The following is an 11,815-nucleotide window of genomic DNA, read 5'->3' as shown; positions in this document are numbered from 1 at the left end:
ACTTACTTATCCTTACACAGCGGGAAACCAAGCGCTTCGCGTTTGTCATAGTAACTTTGTGCACACGCTTTTGATAACGCACGAACGCGTAAAATATAACGTTGACGTTCGGTTACCGAAATTGCGTGGCGTGCGTCTAGTAAGTTAAATGCGTGCGATGCTTTCATTACTTGCTCGTAAGCCGGTAGTGGTAAGTTTGCTTCAATTAACTTTTGGCTCTCTGCTTCACATTTATCAAACTGAGCAAATAAGTCTTCTACGTTTGCGTGTTCAAAATTGTAAGTAGACTGCTCTACTTCATTTTGATGGAACACGTCGCCGTAGGTTACGCGCCCTAGTGGACCGTCTGCCCATACTAAGTCGTAAATACTATCTACGCCTTGAATGTACATTGCTAAACGCTCTAGGCCGTAAGTGATCTCACCCGTTACTGGTGAACACTCAATACCACCAACTTGTTGGAAGTAGGTAAACTGCGTTACTTCCATGCCGTTTAACCAAATTTCCCAACCTAGGCCCCACGCACCTAACGTAGGTGATTCCCAGTTGTCTTCTACAAAGCGAACTTCGTGAGTTAGTGTATCGATACCCATAGCCGCTAAAGAGCCTAAATAAAGCTCTTGGATGTTATCTGGCGATGGCTTTAAAACTACCTGAAATTGGTAGTAGTGTTGTAAGCGATTTGGATTTTCACCGTAGCGACCATCGGTAGGACGACGACACGGTTGCACGTATGCACTCGCCATTGGCTCTGGACCAATAGACTTTAAAAAAGTTTGCGGGTGAAATGTCCCTGCGCCCACTTCCATATCAAGTGGTTGAATAATGACACAGCCTTGCTGCGCCCAATAATCCTGTAAAGCCAGGATCAAACCTTGAAAGGTTTTTACGTCATATTTTTGCATATTTGGCTTTTTACTATCTAAGAAGTAGCGTGAAAATTACCCTTAGTATACCGTGTGTACACTCAGGTTTTAAGCAGTTTGTGTAATTGAAGAAAATAAAAAAGGAGCCATTAGGCTCCTTTTTCTATGTAAGCAATATTTTTTACACGTCTAAGTTAACTACACGTAGTGCGTTCTTTTCAATAAACTCACGACGAGGCTCTACTTGGTCACCCATTAAGGTCGCAAATAATTGATCCGCGCCAACAGCATCTTCGATCGTTACTTGTAACATACGGCGAGCACTAGGATCCATTGTGGTCTCCCAAAGCTGGCTTGGGTTCATTTCGCCCAGTCCTTTATAGCGTTGAATATAGATCCCGCGCTTCGATTCTGTGATCAACCATTCCAAAGCATCCACAAAGTTATCAACAGGTTTTGTTTTCTCACCACGTTGAATATATGCACCTTCGCTAAGGATGTTTGCGATGTTAGTACCAGTCACAGCAATGCGTTGGTAGTCACGTGACGCAATAAAGTCATAATGAAGTACGTGTGCTTTATCTACACCGTGCTGACGAATATTCACAACCGGGTAATACATATTACGCTCAGCATCATGCTCTGTACCAGCATGGAAAATAGTCGCATCTTCATCACGTGCAATCAGGTCGTCAACCAACACTTTAGTCCAAGCAATTACTTTAGCTTCATCTGAAAGGTCATCAGTTTTCAATTCTGTTTGATAAATTAAGCGTTCCATTACCGTGTTAGGGTATTTACGCTTTAAACGCTCAATTACTTTAACTGTGTTTTGATAATCGTGAACGATTTCTTCTAGTGCCTCACCTTCAAGAGCTGGTGCATCTGTACTTGCATACAACGCTGCACCATTAAGAGCAAGCGATGTTAGGTATTCAACTAATGCAGGGTCATCTTTAATATAACGCTCTTGCTTACCTTTTTTCACTTTATAAAGTGGTGGTTGAGCAATGTAAATATAGCCGCGTTCTACAATTTCAGGCATTTGGCGATAGAAGAATGTTAATAGTAACGTACGAATGTGAGAACCATCCACGTCCGCATCGGTCATGATGATGATACGGTGGTAACGTAATTTCTCAGGGTTATATTCGTCACGACCAATACCACACCCTAATGCAGTAATTAGTGTTGCTACTTCTTGTGAAGATAACATTTTATCAAAACGTGCTTTTTCTACGTTTAAGATTTTACCTTTAAGCGGAAGAATAGCTTGGTTTTTACGATTACGTCCCTGCTTGGCTGATCCGCCAGCAGAGTCCCCTTCCACTATATATAGTTCAGATTGGGCAGGATCTTTTTCTTGGCAATCAGCTAGCTTACCAGGTAAGCCTGCTAAGTCCATTGCACCTTTACGACGTGTCATTTCACGGGCTTTACGCGCCGCTTCACGAGCACGTGAGGCATCAATAATCTTACCTACAACAATTTTGGCATCAGTTGGGTTTTCTAATAAAAACTCAGTGAATTTTTCAGCCATTGCTTGTTCAACTGCAGACTTAACTTCACTTGAAACAAGCTTGTCTTTAGTTTGCGATGAGAACTTAGGATCAGGAACTTTAACACTAACAACAGCCGTTAAGCCTTCACGGGCATCATCACCGGTAGCATTGCTGGTTGTTTTAGCTTTTTTGTTAAAGCCTTCTTTTTCCATGTAGTTATTAAGTGTACGTGTTAGCGCTGATCTAAAACCGGCTAAGTGAGTACCACCATCACGTTGTGGAATATTATTTGTGAAACAGTAAATATTTTCTTGGTATGCATCATTCCACTGCATTGATACTTCAACGCTAATACCATCTTCTTCACGTTCGTGAGTAAAATGGAATACACCTTTATGTATAGGTGTTTTATTACGGTTTAAGTATTCAACGAAAGCTTGAATACCGCCTTCGTATTTAAAGTGGTCAGATTTATTTTCTTCACGTTCATCATTTAAAATGATGCTCACACCTGAATTTAGGAATGAAAGCTCGCGTAAACGCTTAGCTAAAATTTCGTAATGAAAATCTAAGTTTGTGAATGTTTCACCACTTGGCCAAAAACGCAGTTCTGTACCAGTCGTGTCTGATTCACCAATAACAGCTAAAGGTGCATCTGGAACACCCATAGTGTAAAACTGCTCATGAAGTTTACCTTCACGGCGAACTGTAAGTTTTAGCTTTTCTGAAAGTGCATTTACAACAGAAACACCAACACCGTGTAAGCCACCAGATACTTTATAAGAGTTATCATCAAACTTACCACCGGCATGAAGTACCGTCATAATAACTTCGGCTGCTGATACGCCTTCTTCTTCATGGATAGAAGTTGGAATACCACGACCGTTATCTCGTACTGAGACAGAACCGTCTAAGTGAATCGTTACATAAATATCATCACAATGACCTGCTAAGGCTTCATCGATCGAGTTATCAACGACCTCAAACACCATGTGGTGTAAGCCTGTGCCATCATCGGTGTCCCCAATATACATTCCAGGACGCTTTCTTACTGCGTCTAATCCTTTAAGTACTTTAATACTCGACGAGTCATAATTCTCAGACATGGTTAATCCCACTTATCTTGTTATTAGGTTGCCATGTTTCACGTGGAACATTTGTAGTTCTCGTTGCATGGGTTCCACCACAGCAGAAATACTTTCAGACAAAATTGAAGAGATAAAAATTTGAGAACTGCAGTGAGCAAGTAATTGTCCCACTTTCTCTTTTGTATCTTCGCCTAACTCTGAAGGTAGATCATCTATTAGCAATATAGATTGCTTATCTGTCTCTGACTCAATTAAGCTATTTTGCGTAACTTTTAACGCATATAATAGTAACTTCAATTGACCGCGTGAGAATGTATTCTCCACACTGTTGCCAGCGACACTAAAACTAAAATCGGCCTTATGAGGGCCTTTACTTGTAAATCCTTGGCGAGCATCTCGCTCAAAGTTTTGCTCTAACGCATCTGCAAGAGATTCGGTCTCTTTCCAGCCTGCGTTAAAGGTCATTTCTAAATCACGTACAAGCGTTAATTCTGCACACATTTTATCAAAAAACTGCTGCTTAAACCTACTTATATACGCCAATCTTAATTTATTTATTTCTTCAGCCAGTCTAACAAATTCTTTGTCCCAAAACTTAATTTGGTCAAAATAATTCTTGGGCTTAGTTTTTAACAATGCATTACGTTGTTTAAGTACTTTATTAAACGATTGCCATAAAAAAAAGAACTCATGTTCCACGTGGAACAAACCTAAATCTAAAAACTTTCTGCGCTCTTTAGGCCCACCAAAAAATAAAGAATAGCTCTCTGGTGTAATAATTTGCACTGGCATGAGTTGAGCTAGTTCGGATATTTTACGGCTCGCCTTACCTTGAATTTTTAAATTAGTTTCACCCGTTTGAGTTTTACTAATACCAATTGGAATAGATAAGTCGTGTATTGTTTTGCGCCCGTGAATTACAAACTGCTCTTGCTGATGCGCGATAATACTTTTGTGTTTTGGAGTACGAAAAGATTTGCCGTGAGAAAGGTAATAGATAGCCTCTAAAAGGCTGGTTTTTCCGCTGCCATTTTCACCATATATTATATTAACGCCGTTAACTGGTTCTAGCGTCAGCGCCTCAATATTACGAAAATATTTGAGGCTCAAATGACTTAAGCTCATTATGTATTTATAGTCTTATAAACGCATAGGCATAACAACGTACATTGCTTCTTCATCGCCTGCACCTTCAATTAATGCACTGCTGTTTGAGTCGGCTAATGTAAATAGTACGTCTTCTGTTTTTAATGTGTTTAGTACGTCTAATACGTAAGACACGTTAAACCCTATTTCTAGGTCAGCACCTTCGTAACTTACTTCAACAACTTCTTCAGCTTGTTCTTGCTCTGGGTTGTTGGCCGTAATTTTTAATAAACCATTTGATAAGTTTAAGCGTACGCCACGAAACTTTTCATTAGATAAAATAGACACTCGTTGGAACGCATTACGTAACCATTCTCGGTTAGCTGTAATTACTTTGTCGCCACCACGTGGTAATACACGACGGTAATCTGGAAAACGCCCATCAACCAGTTTACTTGTAAATGTAAACTCAATATCAATAATACGGATATGGTTAGCACCAAACTGAATTGTTACCAATTCATCGTCAGCTACCATAAGGCGCATAATTTCTTGCACACCTTTGCGAGGTATAATTAGCTGGCGCTGCGTATTAAGCGATTGCGTTAATTGCTTTTGCGCTATAGCTAAACGGTGACCATCTGTTGCTACTGTTTTTATGTCGGTATTATCTACTTCAAACGACATACCATTTAAGTAATAACGTACGTCTTGATTTGCCATCGAAAAATGCGTGCTTTCGAGTAACTTACGAAGCTCTAAACGAGTTAGTTGAAATTCAACCTCTCCGTCCCACTGCTCTAAATTAGGAAAATCATCAGCCGATAAAGTCGTTAATGAAAAACGGCTTTTACCACTGGTTAAAAGTAATTGATGCTCTTGCAAGCTTAAAGTAATGTCTGAACCATCTGGTAGACTTTTACAAATATCGAGTAACTTTTTAGCGGGTAACGTTAGTTTTGTATCGGCAATATCATCACCTACAAATACGCCAGAAACTAATTCAATTTCAAGGTCAGTACCCGTCATTGAAAGTTGTCCGTTTTCTACCACTAACAAAACGTTAGATAAAATTGGCAACGTGTGTTTGCGCTCTATTGCGCCCGACACTTGCACCAATGGCTTTAAAAATTGTTGTCTTGATATTGTTATTTGCATAATAAAGTCAGCCCTAAGATGACAATGTTCTTATTAAGTTTTGGTAATCTTCTTTAATTTCGTGGCTTTCGTCACGTAGTGATTTTATCTTACGACATGCATGTAATACGGTCGTATGATCGCGTCCACCAAATGCGTCACCAATCTCAGGTAAGCTGTGATTAGTTAATTCTTTAGATAACGCCATAGCTACTTGGCGCGGCCTCGCTATAGAGCGGCTGCGGCGCTTAGATAACAGGTCTGATATACGAATTCGATAGTACTCAGCAACAGTGCGCTGAATATTGTCTATGGTAACCAGTTTATCTTGCAAGGCAAGTAAATCGCGTAGCGCTTCTTTTACAAAATCGATTGAAATAGGACGACCGGTAAAGTTCGCATTAGCGATTACACGGTTAAGTGCACCCTCTAGTTCACGAACATTTGAACGTAATTTTTTGGCAATAAAAAAAGCAACTTCGTGTGGTAAGTTAATCTTACTTTGCTGGGCTTTTTTCATTAAAATAGCAACGCGTGTTTCAAGCTCTGGTGGCTCAATCGCAATTGTTAATCCCCAACCAAAACGTGATTTTAGCCTGTCTTCAACGCCTTCAATCTCTTTAGGGTAACGGTCAGAGGTTAAAATAATTTGTTGGTTGCCTTCAAGCAATGCATTAAAGGTATGAAAAAATTCTTCTTGTGAACGCTCTTTGTTAGCAAAAAATTGAATATCATCAATCATTAATGCATCAACACTACGGTAATAACGCTTAAATTCTTCTATCGCATTATTTTGAAGTGCCTTTACCATGTCTTGAACAAAGCGTTCTGAATGCATGTAAACAATTTTAGCATCTGGCTTATTTGCCATAATGCCATTACCTACTGCATGTAATAAGTGAGTTTTACCTAAACCAGTGCCACCGTATATAAATACAGGGTTAAAAGCAGAGCCAGGATTGTCGGCAACCTGTGTGGCCGCAGCTTTTGCTAATTGGTTTGATTTACCTTCAACAAAGCTATCAAAAGTATAGTTTTCTTTAATGTTAGATTTGTAACCTGACTTAGGTGCAGGTTCAACAACTGGCTTTTGCTCGCGAGGCTGTTGTTTTGCTGAAGCGTGTGCACTTGGTGCCGATTGAGTTTCTATAACCGGTGCAGCTTGTGCATTTAATAAAGGTTTACTACCTACATCAAAACGTAGTTTTGGTGCTTCAACACCACAAATCTCTACTAGTAATTCGTTAATTCTATTTAGGTACTTTTCTCTCACCCAATCAAGCACAAAGCGATTAGGTGCATAAATCGTCAAGGTATCTTCGGTACTTTCTGCTTGTAGCGGTCTTACCCACATACTGAATTGCTGCGAAGGCAGCTCATCTTGCAATACATATAAACAACTTTGCCAAACCGACAGATACACAGTTAAACTCCCAGAGATATAATTTTTATTCCCGCACATCATTAATGATTATAAATCATACATTTATTGCGTTCAAATGGTCCAATAAGCGACCCAAGACCGCGTATTATGAAGACACTTTATCCACAAGTAAAAGATTGATTTTTATAAAATTGTTGATATCGATGTATAAAATCATTAACAAGCTGATTTAAAACAGTTTTTATTTTAGATCCTGAGAGGAGATCATAACAAAATAACATCAAGATCGCGAACCAAATTTACGATCCAATTTACTTTTCCCCCGCTTTTATTCACTTTTTATACAGGGGCTGTGGAAAACTTCTTATTTATGATGATCCTAACAGATCGCCTTATATGATCTCTTATATAGTAGTAGGTGGGTTATATACCCTTAACGTAATTATGATTGACTTTACATTACTTACTCTATAATATCTCGCGCTCGCAATGGCACCTATGCCAGGATCGCGACCTGTATAGGATGTTTTAACTTTAACCGATCGGATGAGATTGTTATGAAAAGAACTTTTCAACCTAGCGTTTTAAAACGCAAACGTGCACACGGCTTCCGTGCTCGCATGGCAACTGTAAATGGCCGTAAAGTATTAGCACGTCGCCGCGCTAAAGGCCGCAAAGTTCTTTCTGCTTAATTTATAAGTGGAAGACTTTAGCTTTGGCAGGGAGTTACGTCTGTTAACTCCCTCGCATTACTCTCGCATATTTAATGAACCCGCTCGGGCTGCAACTCCTTTCTTTACTCTATTAGCTAAACCAAATGACCAAGAAAAACCTCGGTTAGGTCTTACTGTTGCTAAAAAACGTGTAAAAAAGGCATGCCAACGAAACCGTATTAAACGTCTCGCTCGCGAAAGTTTTCGTTTAAATCAACACAGCATCGATAATATTGATATTGTGCTTATGGTTAAAAATGGTATTGATGAGCAGTCTAATGAAGAAATAACCAAACAACTTACTAAATTATGGCGAAAAATTAACGAACGCTGTAAACCAGGTGCACCTAAACCGCCACCTTTTAAGAAACGCCCAAACAAATCAGCTAAATCTAACAAACAAACCTAATTGCAATAGAATTGCAGGGTTAATTAATGTATCTTTAGCTCACCTTTTAATCATGCATTTAAATTTTCTAATTGAGTCTTTAAATACATGATATCTATCTCACTAAACTTAAGTAGGGGCATAAACATCATGAGGTTACTTAAACCACTTGTTGCTTTACCAACTTTTTGTTTAGTGTTATTTATCCGCGGTTATCAAAAGTGGATTAGCCCGCTGTTAGGTCCGCATTGTCGTTTTAATCCAACCTGTTCTAGTTATGCTATTCAAGCAATTAAATTGCATGGATCGGTAAAAGGTAGTTGGTTAGCTTTAAAACGCATATTAAAATGCCATCCTTTACATTCAGGCGGAGACGACCCCGTTCCTGAAAAATTAACCCATATTAACCACCAACACGAGAAATAAGAGCTGTTATGGAATCGCAACGCACGTTTTTATTAATTGGCCTAATGCTAGTGTCGTTTTTATTGTTCCAAGAATGGGATAATGATTACAACAAGCCTAAAGTCGATCCAAGTGCCACAACACAAACACTACAAGCAAATTCACCAGAGTCGGATGATTATATTCCTTCATCGTCAGATTCAGAGTTACCTGCTTCAGCAACTTTAGCTAAGCGTTCAGTTATTGAAATTACAACTGACGTTTTTAAAGTTAAAATTGACACCAAAGGCGGTGACATTGTTGAAACAGACCTTCTTCAATACGAAGAGACAAAAGGCAGTGACACGCCTTATATGCTTCTTGGTCAGCTTGATGGTGGCAAACAATACTTTTCACAAAGTGGCTTAATTGGTTTAAATGGCCCTGACGGATCAGCTAATGGTCGCCCGACTTATAGTACCGAACAAAAATCATATACCTTAACGGGTGATGAGCTTCGCGTTCCACTTCAGTTTACTGATAGTAATGGTGTTAGTTTTACTAAAACGTATGTATTCAAAAAAGGTCAGTATGACGTAGGCTTAGAATACAAAATTAACAACACTACCAGCGCACCTCTTCAAGTACAGCTATACACGCAAATTAAGCGTACCGTACAAGAAAAAGGTAGTATGGTTGATCAAAACTATTTAGGTGCTGCATACGGTACTGATGAAGAAAAATACGAAAAGTATAGTTTTTCAGATATGGCTGATAAAAACCTAAATAAAAGCACACAAGGTGGTTACGTTGCCTTTATTCAACATTACTTTGTAAGTGCTTGGGTTCCAATGCAGGACCAATCAAATACACTTTATAGCTTAATTACAAAAAGTAATGCCGCTATTATTGGTGCTAAAGATCCCGCTGTAAATATTCAAGCTGGTAGTGAGCAAATACTAACTGCTACTTATTATATGGGCCCGAAAGAGTCAGATATTCTTGAAGCGATTCACCCAGACCTAGACCTAACCGTAGATTACGGTTGGTTATTTTTTATCTCGCAACCTTTATTTGTATTGCTAAAATGGCTACACAGCATTTTAGGTAACTGGGGTGTAGCAATTATTGCCATCACTATTATCGTTAAATCGTTAATGTACCCACTTACTAAAGCGCAATACACTTCAATGGCAAAAATGCGTGCCCTACAGCCTAAAATGGCAGCCCTTAAAGAAAAGTTTGGTGATGACCGTCAAAAGTTCGGCCAAGCAACTATGGAAATGTACAAAAAAGAAAAAGTTAACCCAATGGGTGGCTGTTTCCCTATTTTGCTACAAATGCCAATTTTCTTAGCCTTGTTCTACGTATTCTTAGAGTCTACTGAACTTCGCCATGCTGAATTCATTTTTTGGTTAACTGACCTTTCTGCGAAAGACCCGTACTACGTATTGCCAATATTATTTGGTGCGAGTATGTTTGTGACGCAAAAGCTACAACCTATGACGGTTACTGATCCAATGCAGCAAAAAATGATGACCTTTATGCCGGTTATCTTCTCTGTATTCTTCTTATGGTTCCCATCTGGTTTAGTTCTTTACTGGTTAGTGTCTAACCTTATTTCTATTGTCCAGATGTTAATCATCTACCGTGGCATGGAAAAGAAAGGAATTAAAGTAAGAGGCTAACTAAGCTCCTACTTATATAAAGGCGACTTCGGTCGCCTTTTTTATTGCCTGTTTTTCACCACAGCTATTCGCTACAAATAAATCGATAGGTTACAATACGGGCATAAAGTTACTCATCGTTGGCAAATTAATAGCATGATCAATCAAGATACAATTGCAGCACAAGCAACAGCACCTGGACGTGGTGGTGTTGGTATTATTCGCGTTTCAGGTAGCCTTGCTAAAAGTGTCGCCGAAAAAGTAGTAGGTAAAATACCTAAAGTTCGCTACGCCGATTATGTGCCATTTAAAAGCCTTGCTGGCGAGCAACTTGATCAAGGTATTGCCATTTACTTTGCAGGTCCTAACTCATTTACTGGTGAAGACGTACTTGAATTACAAGGCCACGGCGGTCCTGTAGTACTAGACATGTTACTTAAAGAAATTAGTAAAATAGAGGGCGTTCGTTTAGCAAAGCCTGGTGAGTTTTCTGAGCGCGCATTTATGAATGACAAGCTTGATTTAACACAAGCAGAAGCTATCGCCGACTTAATTAATGCCACTAGCGAGCAAGCCGCTAAAAGCGCCCTACAGTCTCTCCAAGGTGAATTTTCTAAGCACATAGAAACACTCGTAGAAAAAGTAATTCACTTACGCATGTATGTAGAAGCGGCAATAGATTTTCCTGATGAAGAAATTGATTTTTTATCAGATGGTAAAGTGTCAGGCGACTTAGACGCGATTATTACTCAGCTTAACACTGTAACCAACCAAGCCAAGCAGGGCAGCATCATGCGCGAAGGTATGCGTGTTGTTATTGCAGGTCGCCCTAATGCGGGTAAATCAAGCCTGCTTAACGCTCTAGCCGGTCGTGAAGCCGCAATCGTAACAGAAATAGCCGGTACCACTCGCGACGTACTACGAGAGCATATACATATAGATGGTATGCCACTGCATATTATAGATACAGCAGGCCTTCGTGAAAGCCCAGACAGAGTAGAACAAATAGGTATTGAGCGTGCATGGGATGAAATAAACCAAGCCGACCGCGTTTTATTTATGCTTGATGGCACTGATACTATAGATACTGACCCGCACAAAATTTGGCCTGAATTTATGGCAAAATTACCAGAAGGTATGGGGGTTACGGTCATCAGAAATAAAGCTGATTTATCGGGCGACATAGTCGGAATGGAGCAAGAGCAACAATACCCGGTTATCAGCTTAAGTGCTAAAAATGCTGACGGTATTGAACTTGTTCGCGAGCATTTAAAAGCTTGTATAGGCTTTCAAGGTGCAACAGAAGGTGGCTTTATGGCGCGCCGTCGTCATTTGGATGCACTAGAAAGTGCTGCGTATCATTTAGAAACGGGTAAAACACAGTTAGAAATGCACATTGCTGGTGAAATACTCGCTGAAGAACTGCGTTTAACACAGCAGTATTTGAATGAAATAACCGGTGAATTTACCTCAGACGACTTACTTGGCAAAATATTTAGCTCGTTTTGTATTGGTAAATAAACACCCTATTACAGATATATTTTTATTATAAGAGCACTTAGGTGCTCTTTTTTTATGTAAAATATTCTGCTGTAAAATA

10 protein-coding genes are annotated in these 11,815 nt (G+C 39.5%); 5 read left to right on the top strand and 5 right to left on the bottom strand.

The window, feature by feature from the left end; translation table 11 throughout:
* Positions 1 to 2 precede the first annotated feature (2 nt).
* The 5 genes from glyQ to dnaA all read right to left on the bottom strand — a co-directional run bounded on the left by glyQ (position 3) and on the right by dnaA (position 7,102).
* On the bottom strand, positions 3 to 905 hold the full coding sequence (gene glyQ, locus L659_RS0116635) for a glycine--tRNA ligase subunit alpha (RefSeq protein WP_007584197.1): 903 nt from the start codon (positions 903 to 905) through the stop codon (positions 3 to 5).
* Positions 906 to 1,047: 142 nt separating this feature from the next.
* Entirely contained in the window at positions 1,048 to 3,474 is a 2,427-nt protein-coding gene (gene gyrB, locus L659_RS0116630; protein WP_008172005.1) for a DNA topoisomerase (ATP-hydrolyzing) subunit B, read from the bottom strand.
* 12 nt (positions 3,475 to 3,486) lie between these two features.
* Positions 3,487 to 4,581: a DNA replication/repair protein RecF gene (recF, locus tag L659_RS0116625; protein ID WP_008138030.1), complete on the bottom strand. Its 1,095-nt coding sequence runs from the start codon at positions 4,579 to 4,581 to the stop codon at positions 3,487 to 3,489.
* Between the two features lie 15 nt (positions 4,582 to 4,596).
* Complete coding sequence (dnaN, locus tag L659_RS0116620; protein ID WP_004335206.1) at positions 4,597 to 5,700, bottom strand: DNA polymerase III subunit beta; 1,104 nt, start codon at positions 5,698 to 5,700, stop codon at positions 4,597 to 4,599.
* Positions 5,701 to 5,713: 13 nt separating this feature from the next.
* Positions 5,714 to 7,102: a chromosomal replication initiator protein DnaA gene (dnaA, locus tag L659_RS0116615; RefSeq protein WP_010555148.1), complete on the bottom strand. Its 1,389-nt coding sequence runs from the start codon at positions 7,100 to 7,102 to the stop codon at positions 5,714 to 5,716.
* A 518-nt stretch (positions 7,103 to 7,620) separates the two neighbouring features.
* Between dnaA and rpmH the strand changes: the two genes are divergently transcribed.
* The 5 genes from rpmH (at position 7,621) to mnmE (ending at position 11,736) form a co-directional block, all read left to right on the top strand.
* The gene (rpmH, locus tag L659_RS0116610; protein WP_004335215.1) at positions 7,621 to 7,755 is read left to right on the top strand and encodes a 50S ribosomal protein L34; all 135 of its coding nucleotides are present in this window, start codon (positions 7,621 to 7,623) and stop codon (positions 7,753 to 7,755) included.
* A 7-nt stretch (positions 7,756 to 7,762) separates the two neighbouring features.
* Complete coding sequence (gene rnpA, locus L659_RS0116605) at positions 7,763 to 8,185, top strand: ribonuclease P protein component (protein ID WP_007584204.1); 423 nt, start codon at positions 7,763 to 7,765, stop codon at positions 8,183 to 8,185.
* Between the two features lie 129 nt (positions 8,186 to 8,314).
* Positions 8,315 to 8,590 (top strand): membrane protein insertion efficiency factor YidD, encoded by a 276-nt coding sequence (yidD, locus tag L659_RS0116600; protein ID WP_008138026.1) that lies wholly within the window; start codon positions 8,315 to 8,317, stop codon positions 8,588 to 8,590.
* Positions 8,591 to 8,598: 8 nt separating this feature from the next.
* Complete coding sequence (gene yidC, locus L659_RS0116595) at positions 8,599 to 10,236, top strand: membrane protein insertase YidC (RefSeq protein WP_024591278.1); 1,638 nt, start codon at positions 8,599 to 8,601, stop codon at positions 10,234 to 10,236.
* Positions 10,237 to 10,371: 135 nt separating this feature from the next.
* Complete coding sequence (mnmE, locus tag L659_RS0116590) at positions 10,372 to 11,736, top strand: tRNA uridine-5-carboxymethylaminomethyl(34) synthesis GTPase MnmE (RefSeq protein ID WP_007584209.1); 1,365 nt, start codon at positions 10,372 to 10,374, stop codon at positions 11,734 to 11,736.
* Positions 11,737 to 11,815: the final 79 nt, after the last annotated feature.

Origin of the sequence: Pseudoalteromonas sp. S8-8 (genome assembly GCF_000497875.1) — a bacterium.
Lineage (GTDB): Bacteria > Pseudomonadota > Gammaproteobacteria > Enterobacterales > Alteromonadaceae > Pseudoalteromonas > Pseudoalteromonas arctica.
This window is presented reverse-complemented; position numbering and strand designations above follow the sequence as displayed.

Excerpts from the sequence above, each read along its gene's own strand:
- rpmH (WP_004335215.1), top strand. The coding sequence starts at position 7,621 with ATGAAAAGAACTTTTCAACCTAGCGTTTTAAAACGCAAACGTGCACAC.
- recF (WP_008138030.1), bottom strand. The coding sequence starts at position 4,581 with ATGAGCTTAAGTCATTTGAGCCTCAAATATTTTCGTAATATTGAGGCG.
- yidC (WP_024591278.1), top strand. The coding sequence starts at position 8,599 with ATGGAATCGCAACGCACGTTTTTATTAATTGGCCTAATGCTAGTGTCG.
- gyrB (WP_008172005.1), bottom strand. The coding sequence starts at position 3,474 with ATGTCTGAGAATTATGACTCGTCGAGTATTAAAGTACTTAAAGGATTA.
- mnmE (WP_007584209.1), top strand. The coding sequence starts at position 10,372 with ATGATCAATCAAGATACAATTGCAGCACAAGCAACAGCACCTGGACGT.
- dnaN (WP_004335206.1), bottom strand. The coding sequence starts at position 5,700 with ATGCAAATAACAATATCAAGACAACAATTTTTAAAGCCATTGGTGCAA.
- glyQ (WP_007584197.1), bottom strand. The coding sequence starts at position 905 with ATGCAAAAATATGACGTAAAAACCTTTCAAGGTTTGATCCTGGCTTTA.
- yidD (WP_008138026.1), top strand. The coding sequence starts at position 8,315 with ATGAGGTTACTTAAACCACTTGTTGCTTTACCAACTTTTTGTTTAGTG.